Source organism: Halorubrum xinjiangense (assembly GCF_900102375.1).
GTDB lineage: Archaea > Halobacteriota > Halobacteria > Halobacteriales > Haloferacaceae > Halorubrum > Halorubrum xinjiangense.
In genome coordinates, this window is the sequence record NZ_FNBO01000001.1 from 267,083 (window position 1) to 284,005 (window position 16,923).

General features: G+C 69.9%; 16 protein-coding genes. 12 read left to right on the plus strand and 4 right to left on the minus strand.

Annotated features, from left to right (window positions below; genetic code table 11):
• The first annotated feature begins 255 nt into the window (after positions 1-255).
• On the plus strand, positions 256-2,391 hold the full coding sequence (gene metG / locus F3H13_RS01275; RefSeq protein ID WP_149797258.1) for a methionine--tRNA ligase: 2,136 nt from the start codon (positions 256-258) through the stop codon (positions 2,389-2,391).
• Positions 2,392-2,419: 28 nt separating this feature from the next.
• Here the strand turns inward: metG and F3H13_RS01280 are convergent, their stop codons facing one another.
• Positions 2,420-2,839, minus strand: coding sequence for a VOC family protein (locus tag F3H13_RS01280; RefSeq protein ID WP_149797259.1), 420 nt, complete (start codon positions 2,837-2,839; stop codon positions 2,420-2,422).
• A 94-nt stretch (positions 2,840-2,933) separates the two neighbouring features.
• On the opposite strand from F3H13_RS01280, the gene F3H13_RS01285 reads away from it, so the two are divergent.
• Both F3H13_RS01285 and F3H13_RS01290 read left to right on the plus strand, forming a co-directional pair.
• Positions 2,934-3,617 carry a 2,5-diamino-6-(ribosylamino)-4(3H)-pyrimidinone 5'-phosphate reductase gene (locus F3H13_RS01285; protein WP_149797260.1) on the plus strand — a complete coding sequence of 228 codons (684 nt, stop codon included), beginning with the start codon at positions 2,934-2,936 and terminating at the stop codon, positions 3,615-3,617.
• Positions 3,618-3,889: 272 nt separating this feature from the next.
• Positions 3,890-4,813, plus strand: coding sequence for a coiled-coil protein (locus F3H13_RS01290; RefSeq protein WP_149797261.1), 924 nt, complete (start codon positions 3,890-3,892; stop codon positions 4,811-4,813).
• A gap of 141 nt (positions 4,814-4,954) precedes the next feature.
• On the opposite strand, the gene F3H13_RS01295 is transcribed toward F3H13_RS01290, so the two are convergent.
• A complete protein-coding gene (locus F3H13_RS01295; protein WP_149797262.1) occupies positions 4,955-6,484 on the minus strand; it encodes a uracil-xanthine permease family protein in 1,530 nt (509 codons plus the stop codon).
• Positions 6,485-6,708: 224 nt separating this feature from the next.
• Here F3H13_RS01295 and sppA point away from each other — a divergent pair, with 224 nt between their 5' ends.
• From sppA to F3H13_RS01310, 3 genes are all read left to right on the plus strand, one after another.
• On the plus strand, positions 6,709-7,644 hold the full coding sequence (gene sppA / locus F3H13_RS01300) for a signal peptide peptidase SppA (protein ID WP_149797263.1): 936 nt from the start codon (positions 6,709-6,711) through the stop codon (positions 7,642-7,644).
• Positions 7,645-7,729: 85 nt separating this feature from the next.
• The gene (locus tag F3H13_RS01305; protein WP_149797264.1) at positions 7,730-8,866 is read left to right on the plus strand and encodes a DUF373 family protein; all 1,137 of its coding nucleotides are present in this window, start codon (positions 7,730-7,732) and stop codon (positions 8,864-8,866) included.
• A 76-nt stretch (positions 8,867-8,942) separates the two neighbouring features.
• The gene (locus F3H13_RS01310; protein WP_149797265.1) at positions 8,943-9,767 is read left to right on the plus strand and encodes a shikimate dehydrogenase; all 825 of its coding nucleotides are present in this window, start codon (positions 8,943-8,945) and stop codon (positions 9,765-9,767) included.
• A gap of 466 nt (positions 9,768-10,233) precedes the next feature.
• Here F3H13_RS01310 and F3H13_RS01315 read toward each other — a convergent pair whose 3' ends face one another.
• Both F3H13_RS01315 and F3H13_RS01320 read right to left on the minus strand, forming a co-directional pair.
• Positions 10,234-10,926 (minus strand): hypothetical protein, encoded by a 693-nt coding sequence (locus F3H13_RS01315; protein ID WP_149797266.1) that lies wholly within the window; start codon positions 10,924-10,926, stop codon positions 10,234-10,236.
• 115 nt (positions 10,927-11,041) lie between these two features.
• Positions 11,042-11,500: a transporter gene (locus tag F3H13_RS01320; protein ID WP_149797267.1), complete on the minus strand. Its 459-nt coding sequence runs from the start codon at positions 11,498-11,500 to the stop codon at positions 11,042-11,044.
• 104 nt (positions 11,501-11,604) lie between these two features.
• Here F3H13_RS01320 and F3H13_RS01325 point away from each other — a divergent pair, with 104 nt between their 5' ends.
• From F3H13_RS01325 to F3H13_RS01350, 6 genes are all read left to right on the plus strand, one after another.
• The gene (locus F3H13_RS01325; RefSeq protein ID WP_149797268.1) at positions 11,605-12,288 is read left to right on the plus strand and encodes a helix-hairpin-helix domain-containing protein; all 684 of its coding nucleotides are present in this window, start codon (positions 11,605-11,607) and stop codon (positions 12,286-12,288) included.
• Between the two features lie 57 nt (positions 12,289-12,345).
• Positions 12,346-14,037 carry an anthranilate synthase component I family protein gene (locus F3H13_RS01330; RefSeq protein ID WP_149797269.1) on the plus strand — a complete coding sequence of 564 codons (1,692 nt, stop codon included), beginning with the start codon at positions 12,346-12,348 and terminating at the stop codon, positions 14,035-14,037.
• Positions 14,034-14,690, plus strand: a complete 657-nt coding sequence (locus F3H13_RS01335; protein ID WP_149797270.1) for an anthranilate synthase component II — start codon at positions 14,034-14,036, stop codon at positions 14,688-14,690. The genes F3H13_RS01330 and F3H13_RS01335 overlap by 4 nt, the downstream gene beginning before the upstream one ends.
• Positions 14,683-15,621, plus strand: a complete 939-nt coding sequence (locus tag F3H13_RS01340) for an aminotransferase class IV (protein ID WP_149797271.1) — start codon at positions 14,683-14,685, stop codon at positions 15,619-15,621. The genes F3H13_RS01335 and F3H13_RS01340 overlap by 8 nt, the downstream gene beginning before the upstream one ends.
• Before the next feature lie 102 nt (positions 15,622-15,723).
• Positions 15,724-16,323 (plus strand): DUF5789 family protein, encoded by a 600-nt coding sequence (locus F3H13_RS01345; RefSeq protein ID WP_149797272.1) that lies wholly within the window; start codon positions 15,724-15,726, stop codon positions 16,321-16,323.
• Positions 16,324-16,427: 104 nt separating this feature from the next.
• Entirely contained in the window at positions 16,428-16,898 is a 471-nt protein-coding gene (locus F3H13_RS01350) for a Rieske (2Fe-2S) protein (RefSeq protein ID WP_149797273.1), read from the plus strand.
• Positions 16,899-16,923: the final 25 nt, after the last annotated feature.

Here is a 16,923-nt window from a genome sequence, read left to right on the forward strand (position 1 = left end):
ACCGAGGGGTGTGACTCGACTCCGGCGGTTCGGGATGCGGATGCGCTCCTTCTAGCGGCGGGCGGACCCGCCGCGGCGTCGCCGGCCGGTAGCGCGGTCGGCGCCGTCGCCGTGGCGAATCCCGTCGCCTCTCCGAAGCGCCCGGGCCGCCGCGCGTCTCGCGGCCGCGACCGCCTCGCGGACCGCACGATACGCGTCGGCCCCGAACCAGCGGGCTTTAGGCCCGTATCCACGACAACTCGATACACACACCACATGAGCCACGACGACTTCCCCACCGACGATCCGGCGGTGGTGACCTGTGGACTGCCATACGCCAACGGCGACCTCCACATCGGTCACCTCCGCACCTACGTCGGCGGCGACGTGTACAGCCGCGCGCTCGAACGACTCGGGCAGGAGACCGCGTTCGTCTCCGGTTCCGACATGCACGGCACCCCCGTCGCGGTCAACGCCGAGCAGGAGGGCGTCTCCCCCGAGCAGTTCGCGCTCGACTGGCACGAACGCTACGCCGAGACGTTCCCGAAGTTCAACGTCGAGTTCGACAACTACGGCCACACCCACGATGAGACGAACACCGAGATCACCCAGCGGCTCGTCCGCGACCTCGACGATGCCGGCCACCTCTACGAGAAGGAGATCATGGTGGCGTACGACCCCGTCGACGACCAGTACCTCCCCGACCGCTACGTCGAGGGGACCTGCCCGTACTGCGGGGCACACGCCCGCGGCGACGAGTGCGACGAGGGGTGTCAGCGCCACCTCGAACCCGGCGAAGTCGAAGAGCCCGAGTCGACGATTACCGGTAACCCGGCGGAGTACCGCGAGCGCACCCACCAGTTCTTCGCGGTCTCCGAGTTCGCCGACTACCTCTCCGACTTCCTCGACCGCCTCGAGGGCACGTCGAACGCCCGGAACCAGCCCCGCGAGTGGATCGAACAGGGGCTTCAAGACTGGTGTATCACCCGCGACATGGACTGGGGGATCGACCTACCCGGTGAGAACCCGCAGGACTTGGTCCTCTACGTCTGGGTCGACGCCCCGATCGAGTACATCTCGTCGACGAAGCAGTACACCGAGCGCGTCGGCGCCGACGCGTTCGACTGGGAGGCCGCCTGGAAGGAGGGCGCCAGCGACGACCACCCCGAGGGCGGCGAGATTGTCCACGTGATCGGCCGCGACATCATCCAGCACCACACGATCTTCTGGCCCGCGATGCTGGAGGCGACCGACCACGCGGAGCCGCGCGCGGTGATGGCGAGCGGGTTCGTCACGCTCGACGGCAAGGGGTTCTCGACCAGCCGCGACCGCGCGGTCTGGGCGGACGAGTACCTCGACGAGGGGTTCCACCCCGACCCGCTCCGTTACTACCTCGCCACCAACGGCGGGTTCCAGCAGGACGTGGACTTCTCGTGGGAGAAGTTCGCCGAGCGCGTCAACACCGAGCTGGTGGGGACCGTCGGCAACTTCCTCTACCGCTCCCTCCTCTTCGCCCACCGAAACTACGAGGACGGCCCCGACGCCGACGCCCCGAGCGACGACGTGGCGGCGCGGATCGACGAGGCGGTCGACGACGTCGCGGCCGCGGTCAACGACTACTCCGTCCGCGCGCTCGGCGATGCCGTCACCGACCTCGCGCGATACGGCAACGAGTACATCCAGCGTAACGAGCCGTGGAAGCTCGTCGACGAGGAGCCCGCGGAAGCGGAGCAGGTCATCTACGACTGCGTCGCGCTCGCGAAGGCGATCGCCGTCCTCTTCGAGCCGCTGGCGCCTGAGAAGAGCGAGCGCCTCTGGGCCCAGCTCGGCGAACCCGGCTCCGTCCACGACGCGACCGTCGAGGCGGCCCGCGAGGGCCCCGCCGGCGACCTGCGCGAGCCGACCGAGCTGTTCGAACAGATCGAAGACGAACGCGTCGAGGCGCTCAACGAGAAGCTCGAAGCGCGCGTCGCCGAGTCGGAGAGCGGCGACGACGGCGACGAGGAGAGCGAAACCGGCGGCGACGGGAGCGACGACGACGAAACTGCCACAACCGATGACACCGACATGACCGACATCGAACCCCTCAGCGACGACCGCATCAGCTTCGACGAGTTCCAGGAACTGGACATCCGCGTCGGGCGGATCGAGGACGCGGTCGGGATCGACGGCGCGGACGACCTGCTGAAGCTCACCGTCGACCTCGGCGCGGAGACCCGGACGATCGTCGCGGGGCTGAAGCAGCTCCACGACGTCGACGACCTCCCCGACACGAAGGTGATCGTGCTCGCGAACATGGAGAAGGCGGAGCTGTTCGGCGTCGAGTCCAACGGCATGGTCCTCGCGGCCGGCGAGGATGCCGACCTCCTCACGACCTACGAGGGCGCCGGACCGGGAACGAAGGTGAAGTAAGGCGACCGGGCGGGCGGCGCAGCGCCGCTCAGGCGTCCAGTACTTCGATCAGGTTCTCCTCCGGATCGCGAACGAACAGCACCGTCGTCCCGCTCTCGGTCGTCCGCGGCGGGCTCAGCGTCTCGACGTCGTCCGCGAGGTCGGCGTAGAACGCGTCGACGTCGTCGACGGTGAGGCCGAGGTGGGTCGCGCCGGGGCGGTTCAGCTCTGGCTCGTCGACCGGGTCGGCGTCCGGATCGTACGCGACGAGCTCGACGATCGCGCCGTCGGCGTCGAGGTGGGCGAACTCGGCCGCGGCGCCCTCGACGGCGACCGCCTCGGCGAAGGCGTCGCCGCCGACGGAGAACTCGGCGACGACGTCGAGGTCGAACGTCTCGGCGTAGAACTGGACGGCGCGGTCGAGGTCGGCGACGGTGATCCCGACGTGGTGTGCGCTCGGATCGGACACGGTCGGTCGGTGGGTCGGCGCTCGGTAAACGGTGTCGGGTGGGACCGACCGCCCCGACCGAAACGACCATTCCGCGTCCGGACGACCGTCGCGTATGCACGTGGTCGTCAACGCGGCCCAGAGCGTCGACGGGAAGCTCGCCACCCGCCGCCGGGAACAGCTCCGGATCTCCGGTTCGGAGGACTTCGACCGGGTCGACCGCGTTAGGGCCGCCGCGGACGCGGTGCTCGTCGGGGTCGGGACCGTCCTCGCGGACGACCCGCACCTCACGCTCGACGAGGAGGACCGTCGCGTCGAGCGCCTGCGGAACGGGCGGCCGGGCGACCCGGCGCGCGTCGTGGTCGACTCCACCGGCCGGACGCCGACCGACGCCCGGATCCTCGACGACGCGGCGACGACGTACCTGCTCGTCTCGGCCGCGACCGACCGGGATCGACGGGAGGCGCTCGCGGACGCCGGCGCCGAGGTGATCGTCGCCGGCGAGGAGCGCGTCGACGTCGACGAAGGGTTCGAGAAGCTCGCAAACCGGGGCGTCGACCGGCTGATGGTGGAGGGCGGCGGCGAGGTGATATTCTCGTGTTTTGAGGCGGGCGTCGTCGACGAGCTCCACGTCTACGTCGGCTCGCTCGTGATCGGGGGCCGCGACGCGCCCACGCTGGCGGACGGCGCCGGCTTCACCGAGAGGTTCCCCGACCTGACGCTCGCGGGGACGGAGCGGCTCGACGACGGAATCGTCCTCTCGTACGAGGTCGAGGAGGCCGGCGACGGCGAGTCGTGATCGGCGCGCCGTGAGTCAAGCGGCGCGTCGGAAAACGGGCCACGACCTCCGTGTGAACAGTAACCACGAAATCGCGGGGTACACGCCCCGTGGCACCGGTACGCACGAAAACCACCGAAGTATTTATGTATCGCCCGGGGGTAGTTGCTGGTACCAGAACGCCTCTGGCGCTGGTGGAATCGCACGCTGAAATGAACGGGAGTTCTTGCAGACGGCCCGACGCACCACAGCGAGCGTCCGCTATCGCCGGAGCGGTGATGGAGAGATAACAAATGGTAACGAAAGAAGAAGTCATCGAGCAGTACGACGTGGAACCGATGGACGGGGCGGACAACGTGGACCTTTCTGAGGACGACCTGGAGAACGGCTCCAAGGGTCAGCTCATCAAGCGCGCCGGTCAGCTGCGAGACCGACGCAACGAGCTGAACCAGATGGCGTCCGAGCGCGCCTCCAAGCGCGACGACCTCAACGCGAAGACGCGCGAGAAGGTCGACGAGGCCCAGGAACACCGCGAGAAGCGCGACGAGCTCAACGAGCAGGTCCAGGAACACAAGGACAAGCGCAACGAGCTCAACGCCGAAGCCAACGACCTGTTCGACGAGGTCGAGGAGCTCAAACAGGACATGGAGCTCGGCTCCGGCAAGTCCATCGAGGAGCTCGAAGAGGAGATCGAGGACCTCGAGTTCCGCCAGCAGACCGAAGTGCTCGACGCGGAAGACGAGCGCGAGCTCATCGAGAAGATCGACGACAAACGCGAGAAGCTCGCCGAGAAGAAAGAGAAGGTCGACGACACGAGCGAGCTCGACGACCTCGTCGAGGAGGCCGAGGAGGTCCGCTCCGAGGCGTCCCAGCACCACCAGAAGGTGACGGAGCTCGCGGACAAGGCCCAGGAGCACCACAACCAGATGATCGAGGCCTACCGCGAGGCCGACGACATCCGCGACGAGGCCGACGAGATGCACGAGCTCTTCGTCGAGGCCCAGGAGGCGGCCGACCGCCACCACGAGGACTTCGTCCGCGTCCAGAAGCGCCTGCGCGAGCTCGACAAGAAGGAGGAAGAAGAGCGGAAAGACGAGCGCGCCGAGAAGCGCGAAGAGGAGAAGGAAGAGGCCGAGGAGATCTACCAGAAGTTCAAGGAGGGCGAGACGCTCGACACCGAGGACCTGATGAAGCTCCAGAAGACCGGCCTCCTGTAGTTCGGTCGAAGCGACGTTTCTGCGGTTCTTTTTCAGCGCGCCGAGCCCCGGCTCCGTCGGCCGCCACGCCCGGGTGCGCGGGTTCCGGACTGCGGGTGGACCGTCCCGACCTGCGGTCGATCGGCGTCAGATCGACGCCGATCAGTCGGTTCGGGTCGGTTCGTCCTCGGCGACGTAGCGGTCGTACGCCGAGGTGAACTCTCCCTCCGCTTCGGCCGCGTTCTCCCACGCGGTGAGCCCGCGCTCCGCGGCCGTCCCCGCGATCGAGTTGTCGAGGAAGAACGCGACGATACCGCCGACGGCCATGCCCGTCGATCCGATGACATAGACGGTGTTCGCGACGACGTCGGCCCCGAGGAACGGTCCGAGCAGGAACGCCTCAGCCAGCCCCTGCTGGAGGGCGTCCGCGCTCCCGACACTCCGCATGTACTCCGGGACGGCCAGTCCGGTGAACAGCGCGATCCCGATGATGAAGATGTTGCGCGAGGAGTCGAGGTCGACGTATTTGAGATTCGAGAGGCCGACGCCGACGATCTGGGCGAACATGGCGATGTAGAGGCCGCCGATGATCGGGCTCGGGATGGTGGCGACGAGCTGTCCGAAGTAGCCCACAAACCCGACGAGGATCATGAGCGCGGCACCGATCTGGACGACGTATCGAGAGGCCACACCGGTCAGACCGATGGCACCGACGTTCTCGGAGTACGAGGTCGATCCGCCGGTACCCATCAGCCCGGAGAAGACGTTCATGAGTCCCTCCATCCCGATGCCGTGCGTCATCCGCTCGCTGCTGGGAGCGCCCATGCCAGAGAGGCGGGCCACGGCGTGGTAGTCGCCGATGGACTCGACGATCGAGGCAGCGACGCCGGCGAGCATGCCGATGACGAACGCGGGCGTGACGCTCGGAACGCCCCACTGAAGCGGGTAGATGGGGTGGACGGGGTCGGCCGCGGCGACGCTGGCCAAGTCGACGTAGCCGGGCGTCTCCGGTCCGAAGACGCCGAGGACCGAGAGCGACGCGGCGAGTATCCACGCGACGACGATACCGAGGAGGACCGGGAACAGCTGGAACACCTTCGACCGCTCTCCGAGGTACTGCGAGAACAGGACGATGGTGAGGAGCGTCAGCCCGACGAGCCACCAGTTCTGGCTGGTCGTGGTGATCTCGGGGGCGTTGAACAGCGACAGGCCGATGAGCACGATGACCGGCACGATGACGACCGGAGAGAGCTGTTTCCGCAGTCGGCCGACGAGTCCGAGGTAGCCGATCGCGACCTCGGCGAGCGCAGCGACGATGATCGCGCCCTGGAGTTGGAGCAGCGCCGCCCGCCAGGCGACGATGCCCTCCGGCGGGTTCGCGGTCACGACGCCGATAACCGCGAGCGCGGGTGCGAGCATCGAGAACGGCGCGCCCTGTACGATCGGGTAACGGTTGCCGAACGTCGTCTGCGCGAGCGTCGCGATCCCGGAGACGACGAAGAACGTGCCGACGAACCGCGGAATGACCGACTCCGGCATCCCCATCGCGCCGGCGAGGATGAGGGGCACGGCGATGTTCGCCCCCACCATCGTGAGGTAGTGTTGCGCGCCCAAGAGGAGCGATTTCCCGAGCGGGGGTCTGTCGTCGATGCCGTACTGAACGAACGCGTCCTCGTCCTCGTTCCCTCCCATCCCTGTCGCGTCAATCGACGCAGGGCTACAAAAATTCGGCCTTTGACGACCGTTCGACGGGGGCCGACCTCGTCGCCCCGCGCGGTGCGGGTCGGGGCCACGACCGAGCGACTGGACCGCCGCGGTCCGGATCGTTCCGAGGACCGAGGCCGCAACGCGCCCGCTCCGCGACGCGCGTCCGTCGCCGACAGTATATATAAACGGCCGCGCGCCCAACCGCCGGTATGGACGACGCGCCGGCGAACGGACGGAAGGGGTTGCTCGCGGCCGCCGCGGTTGGCGCGGCGACGACGATCGCGGGCCGCGCGGTGCTCGCACGGCTCACCGGGGGACGGTTCGGTGACGCGGACGAGTACAACACCGCGAAGGTGACCGTGTCGGGACCGATCCGGCGCAACCAGGGGCGGCCGTCGCCGCTGTCGGGCCCGGGCGGCGCGACCGCGGACGACGTGGTCGAGCAGATCGAGGCGGCCGACGAGGACGAGGACGTCGAGGCGCTGCTCGTCGAGCTCAACACGCCCGGCGGCGAGGTCGTGCCGAGCGACGACATCCGCCGGGCCGCCGCCGACTTCGACGGCCCGACGGTGGCGTACGCGACGGATCTCTGCGCCTCCGGCGGCTACTGGATCGCGAGCGGCTGCGACGAGCTGTGGGCGCGCGAGGCGAGCCTCGTCGGCTCCATCGGCGTCGTCGGCTCCCGGCCGAACGCGAAGGGGTTGGCAGACAAGCTCGGGATCTCCTACGAGCAGTTCACCGCCGGCGAGTACAAGGACGCGGGCGTCCCGCTGAAGGAGATCGAGGAGGACGAACGCGAGTACCTCCAAGGGATCATCGATGGCTACTACGAGCAGTTCGTCGAGACCGTGAGCGAGGGCCGTGACATGGACCCCGAGGAGATCCGGGAGACGGAGGCGCGCGTGTACCTCGGCGACGACGCCGCGGAGATCGGGCTCGTCGACGAGCTCGGCACCGAAGACGACGTCGAGGACCGGCTCGCCGACCTGCTCGGGGCCGAACTCGAGGTGCGCGAGTTCACCCCGGAGCGCGGGCTCGCCGAGCGGCTCGGGATCGGCGCCGAGCGCGTCGCGTTCGCCGCCGGGAGCGGCGTCTCGGACGCTTTCGTCGACGACGGCGGCGACATCGACGTCGAGTTCCGGTAGCGGGCGGCAGACGGCCCGCCGGAGCCGAACGGCGCGCGGCGGGCGACGGGGAGGATTTTTGTCCGGTCGCGGTATGGGTCGACACGTGACGACGCTGGTCATCTGCGTCGACCGGTCTGGGGCGATCGGCCGCGCCACCAACGTCCCGATGCCGGTCGCCGGCTGGGAGGCCGTCCGGTCGCTGGTCACGGACGCCGGGCTGGACGACCCCGAAGACGCCAGCGTGAACTGCCTGCTGGAGTCGCTGCGGGTCGCGCGCGACCTCCGGGACGAGCGCGAGGAGTCGGTCGTGGCGGTCGTCTCCGCCGAGAGCGACACCGCCGTCGGCGCGGACCGGTCGATCGCGGCCCAGCTCGACGACCTCGTGGAGCGGTACGACCCGCGGGCCGCGATCGTCGTCGTCGACTCCGCCGAGGACGAGCGCGTCCTGCCCGTCGTCGAGTCGCGGATCCCCGTCGACTCCGTCGACCGCGTCGTCGTCCGGCAGGCCCGCGACATCGAGTCCACCTACTACCTGCTCAAACAGTTCCTCGCCGACGAGCAGCTGCGGTCGACGGTTCTCGTGCCGTTCGGTGTCGCGCTGCTTCTGGTCCCCGCGCTGTTCTACTGGTTCTCCGCCGGCGAAGCCGTCGCCGGCGTCGCCGGCCTGCTCGGCGCCGCGCTCCTTTATAAGGGGCTCGCGATCGACCGGCTCGTGGCGGGGGTCCCGGAGCGCGTCCGCGAGGCGCTGTACGCCGGCCAGGTGTCCGTCGTGACGTACGTCGTCGCCGGCGGGCTCGCCCTCGTCGGCGGCTTCTTCGGCTTCCTCGCCGCCTCGGATCTGGGTCCCGGAGCGCCGCGGCTCGTCGAGGTCGTGGAGTTCACCTACGCCGCGGTCCCGTGGTTCGCGATCGCCGGCGTGACCGCGGCCGTGGGGCGGCTCCTCGACGAGCTGATCCGCGACGAGGGGATCCGGACGCCCTACCTCAACCTCCCGTTCGTCATCGCCGCGGTTGCCCTCGTCGTCCGCGGGTTCGCCGGCTACTTCCTCGCGCAGGAGGCGATCCACGAGCCGCTGTCGATGTACGGGATGACGATGACCCCGGTGCAGCAGCTCGCCGCGTTCATCGTCGGCGGCATCGTCGTGTCGCTCGTCGGCGTCAAGGTCGCCAGCGACGTCGGGACCGAGACCCTCGAAGACGTCATCGAGTCGGAGCGAGACGCCGAGGGGCAGCGGGAGTGAGACCGCGGTCGGAGCTGGGGAAGAAGAGCCGCCCCCGACCGACCGCCTTTTGTCGGTCGCGGCCGCGTGAGCGGGCATGGACGTGTACGGACTGATCGGGAACCCGGTCGGCCACTCGCTGTCGCCGCCGATGCACGAGGCGGGCTACGAGGCGCTCGACCTCGACGCGCGGTACGTGACCTTCGAACCGGACGCCGACGCCGCGGCCGCGGCGATCGCGGGCGCCGCCGACCTCGGCGTCGCGGGGCTCAACGTCACGGTCCCGTTCAAGCAGGACGCGCTGAGCGCGGTCGACGCCGCCCCGCTCGCCGAGCGCATCGGCGCGGTGAACACGGTCGATTACGGCCCGGTCCGGGCGGGCGAGGCCGACCGCCCGCGCGGCCACAACACCGACGCCGCCGGGGTGACGCGGGCGCTCGCGCACCACGACGTGACGGTCGACGGCCGCGACGCGCTCGTGGTGGGAGCAGGCGGCGCGGGGCGGGCGGCCGCGTTCGCGCTGGCCGACGCGGGCGCGACGGTCCACGTCGCGAACCGCACCGCGGAGCGCGCCGTCGAACTGGCCGCGGACGTGCCGGGCGCGACCGGCGGCGGCCTCGACGACCTCGGCGACCGCGTCGCGGCCGCCGACCTGCTCGTCAACGCGACGAGCGTGGGGATGGAGGCGCCCGAGGAGACGCCGGTCCCAGCCGACCACCTCCACAGCGACCTCGCGGTCCTCGACGCGGTGTACGCCCCCATCGAGACGCGACTGCTGCGCGAGGCCGCCGCCGCGGGCGCGACGACAGTTGACGGCGCGTGGATGCTCCTGTATCAGGGGGTCGAGGCGTTCGAGATCTGGACCGGCGAGGACGCCCCTGTCAACGCGATGAACGCGGCGCTGCGGGCGGAACTGGAGTGACGCGACTGAGCGATTGTTTATAAATAGACGATGCGGTGGCGCGTGCCTGCGAGCGGCCGCCGAAGGCGGCCGCGAGGCAGCACGCGCGAGGGAGTCGCGAACGCCCGCAGGGCGTGAGCGACGAGGCTGGGGAGGCGTGAGGCTGCGGTGCCGTGCGGGGTGGGACTCAAAGGGGCAGCCGCGAGGGCGGCGCAGGCGACGTAAGCACCGCAGGAACGAGCGAAGCGAGTGACGAGGAGCACAGCGAGCGTGCGCCGCCCTCGTGGCTGGGGCTTTGGAGGAGTTCGCCGCCGATCCACAGGCAGCCATTTATAAATGAGCGGCTGGGGCTTTGGAGGAGTTCGCCGTGCGGTCAACGATTCCCTAAAAGAGAGGATATGATAGGACGATTCTCATCCCTCGGAGCCCAACCCGAGAATCGTTCACTACGGGGTCGACATCGATCAGTCCCGAACGACGGAACCTGTCAGGGTTCAGTTGCCTGCCCGGTGGGAGTCTCCTCAAGCCAGCGTTCAAGCTCTTCTTCGTGTGCTTGCCACTCGGCGAGCAGCCGCTGGTACTCGTCACGGGCGGCCTCTGCACCCCGGTAGGCGGCGATGGATTTTAATCGATTTTTCAGCGCTTTCTGGCACATCGCTGTCTCATCATACCAGTCGTATCCACACTGCACTAAGATATCGTGGATGGCTGCCCAGAAGCCAATTTGCTTCGGATTCTCGTCGTGGCCATCGCCGACTATCGGGAGTGGCTCCTCGAATTCGCGGTAGTAGGCGAGCGAAAACTGCGTGATGAGCTGTTTCAGCCGGTACTCCCACTCGCCACCGATCTCCCCCTTCGCGTCGGTTTGCTGGTCCAAGAGGCTGTCATACCCTTCGGCTTCGTATCGCTGGAGGTGCCACGAGGTGAGGCCACTGAACTCGTCCCATCGGTCGGATTCAGACTCGACGAGCTCATCCGGAGCGCCCTCGAACACCAGCCGCACTAATCCCCCATCCGGTCCGGTATCGTACCGAGCGAACTGTCGATAGGCCCAAAACCAGCCGGCCGTCCAGTACTCGCTTGTCTCGAAGCGGTCCCACGCGTCTGTGAGGTACGTCCGGACGAATCGTTCCTCGTGTACGGGTGAATTGAAATGGAATTCGACAGTTCCGCCAGCCATGAGTCGGCCTCATGCGGGATTCTGATATACTTTCTGGCCGTCGAAGTGAGTTCAATCCCCTGCGAACAGTTCTATGACGCCGTTTAAAAGAGGTACTCAACAGCGGCGACTACTATTAAAACAGCGTCGGACTCGCGAGCAGCCCGGCCGTAACGATGAGTCCCACGGAGACGGCGGAGGCGCCGTAGAGGAACGGCTTGGCGTCGCGGGCGGGCTCGCGGAGCTTGTCGGCGTCGAGGCCCTCGGCCAGCTTCGAGCCGCCGACCTCGACGAGCCCGGTGCCGACGAACCACAGCGCCAGCATCGTCACCACGAGGTGGCCGCGCGGCGTGCTCGTCAGCGCCTCGAAGGTGTACAGCGTGCCGGCCATGTGCCCGCCAGTGACGACGAACGCGACCGCGCCGATACGGGTGATCCAGCGAAGGCGGCCGACGAGAGAGCCCAGCGCCGTCGTCCCGATGTCGCCGCGAAGGGCGGGCGGGAGGACCGCGAGAGTGACGAACAGCACGCTGCCGACCCAGAGGACGGCGAAGCCGACGTGGACCGACCACATGACCGGATTGAGAACATCCATACCGTCGGCACGGGCCGCCCCCACTTATAAACCGGCGAGACGGGAGCGGCGGTTGGTTGCGGCGGAGACGGTTTTTAAATATCTCGCACGTGTAGCCGCCGGCAATGGCTCTACTCCAGAAGCTCAAAGAGAAGCTCGGATTCGGGAGCGGTTCGAGCGAGCGCGAGTCCGGCGAGACGGAAGTGACGGTCGAGCGCGAATCGGAGCCGGCGGCCGACGCGTCCGCGACCGGCGACGGTCCGACCGGCGACGGTCTGACCGGCGACACAGAGGCGAGCGATCCGGTCGAGGCGGACGAAGCGGACTCGGCGGAGAGCGAGCCCGACGAAGACGACGAGATCGACGAAGACGACGAAGGCGAGGCCGAGGCAGACGACGAGATCGACAAAGACGACGAGGCCTACGAGCGCCCCGAAGACGAGATCGATTCGGGCTCCGAGAGCGACGACGAGGCCGACAACGAGGCGGTTGCCACCGAGACGGAGGCCGCCGCCTCGACCGAGTCGCTCGTCGACGACGAGGGCGCGGGGGCCGACGAGGCGGCCGAGCAGGCGGAGGCCGCGGGGACCAAGGCGGACAACGTCTCGGTCGACGACGAGGACGACGACCGCGGCCCGAGCGTCGAGGAGATCAAGGGTATCGGCCCGGCGTACGCCGAACGCCTCGCGGAGATCGGCATCGAGACGGTGGACGACCTCGCCGGCGCGGACGCCGCCGCGGTCGCCGAGGGAACGAGCGTCGGCGAGAAGCGCGCCGCGACGTGGATCGACCGCGCCAGCGAGTTCTGAGCGCGGGCCGGTTCGGGCGACCGCAACTGTTTCGTCGCCTCCGCCGAACAGCATCCCATGAGGCGAACGGAACACACCGACCGGGACCGGTTCCGCGCGGTCGCGGCCGCGGCGCCGGACGGCGCGCGGGTCCCGGTCGAACTCCGGGTCGCCGTCGACGACCCCTTCGCGGCCTACCGCCGGGCGCGGGACGGCCCCGGCGGCGTCTTCTACGAGACGACCGGCGGCCAGTCCGGCTGGGGGTACTTCGGCGTCGACCCGGTCGAGCGGCTGACCGTCTCCGGCGAGGCGGTCGTCGCCGGCGCGGGCGGCGACGGCGAGGCCCCGGAATCGGAGACGCAGTCGACGCCCGCGGGCGACTACCGGCGCCCGTCCCCGTCGCTTTCGGCGCTCGAGGGCGTCCTCGACGCCGAGACCTTGGCGCGCGGCGACTGCGACGTGCCGTACCCGTGCGGCGCGTTCGGCTGGCTCTCCTACGACGCCGCCCGCGAGCTGGAGGCGTTCCCGCCGGCGGCGCCCGCGGGCCCCGGCGCGGTCGACGACCGCGGGCTCCCGCGGCTTGAGGCCGCGCTCTTCGATCGGATCGCGGCGTGGAAGTGTCCGGTGGTGACCGGCGATAGCGACTCCGTCACGCTCCGCGTCACAGCCTGCCCGCGCGTCCCCGAGGGGCTCGACGACCCCGACGCCGACCGCGACGCGCTCGACGCGCTGTTCGACGAGGGACGGGCGCGGGCCGGAGACCTGATCGACCGGATCGAGACCGGCGACCCGGCCTCGGGACCGGCGCCCGAGCCGACCGCCGAGCGCGCGACCTTCGAGAGCGACGTCGGCCGGGAGGGGTACGCCGACGCGGTCCGGCGGGTCAGAGGGTACATTCGCGAGGGCGACACGTTCCAGGCGAACGTCTCCCAGCGGCTCACCGCGCCGGCCGTGGTCCACCCGGTCGAGGCGTACGACGCACTTCGGGCGGTGAACCCGGCGCCGTACTCCGGCCTGATCGAGTTCGGCGGCACCGGCGAGACCGGGGCCGACTCCCCGAGCGGCGTCGACCTCGTGAGCGCGAGCCCGGAGCTACTCTTGGAACGCGAGCCGACGGACGACCCCGAGCGCGGCGCGCGCCTCGTCACGGAGCCGATCGCGGGGACGCGCCCGCGGGGGGACACTGAGGGGGCGGACGCCGAACTGGAGACCGAGCTCACCGGCGACGCGAAGGAGCGCGCCGAGCACGCGATGTTGGTCGATCTGGAGCGTAACGACCTCGGCAAGGTGTCGCGGTTCGGCACGGTCGAGGTGAGCGAGTACCGCCGCGTCGACCGCTACAGCGAGGTGATGCACCTCGTGAGCCTGATCGAGGGCGAGGCCCGTCCGGACGTGGGGCTCGCGGACGCGGTCGCCGCCTGCTTCCCCGGCGGGACCATCACGGGCGCGCCGAAGCCCAAGACGATGGAGATAATCGACGAGCTGGAGCCGACCCGCCGCGGGCCGTACACCGGATCGATGTTCGCGGCCGGCTTCGACGGGCGCGCGACGCTGAACATCGTCATCCGGACGCTCGTGCGCCACGCCGGCGAGTACCACCTCCGGGTCGGGGCCGGGATCGTCCACGACTCGGACCCCGACGCCGAGTACGAGGAGACGCTCGCGAAGGCGCGCGCCCTCGTGAGCGCGGTCGACGAGGCGCTCGCTGCGGGCGGGATGGCGGTCGACGAGGCGGCCGAGGAATCCGCCGAGGAGGCGGTCGAGCGATGACGGGCACCGACGCCGGTGCCGAGGCGGAGCGTACAGCGGCGGGCGGCTGGCGCCCCGGCGCGGGCGACGCCGACGCGCGGATTCTCGTCGTCGACAACTACGACTCGTTCGCGTACAACCTCGTCCAGTACGTCGGCGAGGTCGCCGGCGCAGTGACGGTCCGGCGGAACGACGCGGTCGACCTCGCCGGCGTCCGCGCGCTCGACCCGGACGGCGTCGTCGTCTCGCCCGGCCCGGGCACCCCGGCCGAGGCGGGAGTCTCGACGGCCGTCTTCGAGCTCGACCGCCCGGTGTTCGGCGTCTGTCTCGGCCACCAGGCGCTGTGCGCGAGCCGCGGGAGCCGCGTGGGGCACGCGCCCGATGTCGTCCACGGGAAGCCCTCCACGATCACCCACGACGGCGAGGGCGTCTTCGCCGGCCTCCCCGACCGGCTCCGGGTCGGCCGGTACCACTCGCTTTGCGTCGAGCGCGAGGACCTCCCAGACGAACTGGTCGAGACCGCCCGCACCGCCGAGGAGCGCGAGGTGGTGATGGGCGTGCGCCACCGCGAGAAGCCGCACGTCGGCGTCCAGTTCCACCCGGAGAGCATCCTCACGCCCCGCGGGAAGCGGCTGGTGCGGAACTTCGTGGAGGTGTGCGAGGACCATGAGTGACGTCGGCGAGGAGTCCGAGGCGAGCGGCGACGACCCGCTACGGTACCACGTCGACGGCGACCTCGTCCCGGCCGCGGAGGCGACCGTCTCGGTGGAGGACCGCGGGTTCGCCTACGGCGACGCCGCCTTCGAGACGCTGCGCGCGTACGGCGGCGACGTCTTCCGGTGGGCGGCGCACGCGGACCGGCTCGCGGACACCTGCGAGACGCTCGGACTCGATCACGGAATCGGCGACGCGGAGCTGAAACGCCGGGTCGACGAGACGCTCGCCGCGAACGACCTCGCGGACGCGTACGTCAAGCTCTCGATCACGCGGGGGGTCCAGCCGGGGACGCTCGATCCGCACCCCGAAGTCGACCCGACCGTCGTCGTGATCGCGAAGCCGCTCCCGCGGGGCGGCGTCGGGAGCGACCCGGTCCACGACGGCCCCGCCGCGCTCCAGACCACCAAGACGCGCAAGCCGGCGGACCGCGCGATCCCGGCCGCCGCGAAGACGCACAACTACCTCAACGGAATCCTCGCCCGGCTCGAACTCCGGGTCACCGGCGCCGACGAGGCGCTCATGCTCGACCCGGACGGCAACGTCGCCGAGGGCGCGACCTCGAACCTCTTCTTCGTCGACGGGACCGCGCTCAAGACGCCGTCGCTCGAGGGGCCGATCCTCCCCGGCGTCACCAGGGCGACGGTAATCGATATCGCGGAGTCCGAGGGGATCCCGGTCGAGGAGGGAACGTACGCGCCGGACGCGGTCCGCGAGGCCGACGAGGCCTTCCTCACGAACTCGACGTGGGAGCTCCGCCCGGTGGCGACCGTCGACGGCATCGCGGTCGACGGCGACGGCGAGGGGGTCGCCGGCCCGCTCACGACCCTCCTCTCGCGGCTGTTCGACCGTCGGATCGAGGAGCGCCACTACGACGGCGAGCGGCTCTGACCGGGATGACGGGGGCCGAACCGGGCCCCAATCCATCGCCGAATCCGTCCTGAAAGTCATTATCAACCACACCGTTATCCGGCCGGAAGCCGAAGATCGGGGATGGCTGACGACAAGGACGGACGAGAGAAACAGGCCGCAGACGAGGACCGCCGACAGCGCGAGCGCGACGTCGAGGCGGAACTGGAGCGGGGCGACGAGCCCGAGCCCCCGATCGACCCCGACGAGGTCGACGAGTTCGAGGCGGCGCTCGAACCGCTGACGTTCCCGGCGACGGGGCGCGAGATCGTGGCCGCGGTGGGGACCCGCGAACTCGAGTCCGGGACCCGCGTGTACGCCGTCGCCGACCTGCTCCCCGACGCCGACATAGAGGCGTTCGACGCGCCCGAGACCGTCCGCGAGCGTATCCGCCGGCCGGCGGTCGCGACCGCGATGAAGCGGGTCGTCGAGGCGGCGGCGACGCTCGAGAACGAGGAGTTCGGCCGGTCGCAACACGAGGCGTTCGAGCGGACCTTCCGGGCGCTGAGCGACATCGACGAGCTCGACGACGAGGAGGGCGTCGAGGCGATCGCCGACTGGGCGGTCGACCGGATCGCGGAGAAGGAGACGGTCCCGGGGTCGCGGGACCTCCGCCGACAGGCCGCGAAGTACTGTCGGAAGCACGGCTACGAGGTCCGCAACGACGAGTGGCTCGGGGTCTGAGTCGGCCCCCGAACGGCGTCGCGGTCGAGCGACGGAGGACCGGGAATCTCGCGGCCGACGCGGGAACGCACAACGTTCAAGCCGGTCGCCGGCCTCGCTCGGACATGGACGAGCACCGCCGGATCGCCGGCGTCGAGGAGGTCCCGGAGGAGAGCACGCTGCTCGCGACGCTGCGCCCGGTCGACCCCACGGCGGTCGACGAGGGCGAGGGCGACGTCGGCGAGGGCGAGGACGACGGTCCCGAGGTCGAGGCGGTCCTCACGCGCGCCGCCGGCGAGGTGCGCGCGTTCCGGAACTACTGTCAACACTGGACGGACATCCGCCTCGACAAGGACGACGGCGCGTTCGTGCGCAACGGCGAGCTGTTCTGTCAGAAGCACGGCGCGACGTTCGAGGCCGACGGCGGCTACTGCAACTTCGGCCCCTGCGAGGGCGCCGTCCTCGAATCGGTCGGCGTGACGGTGGCGGACGAGGCGGTGTACCTCGACGACGACGCCTACGAGTTCGTCCGGCTCGGTCCCTCCGCGGGGAAGGGCGACGGCAGCGGCTCGCGGATCGACTTCACCGGGAACTGAGTCGCCGAGCGCGGTCGGTCGCCGC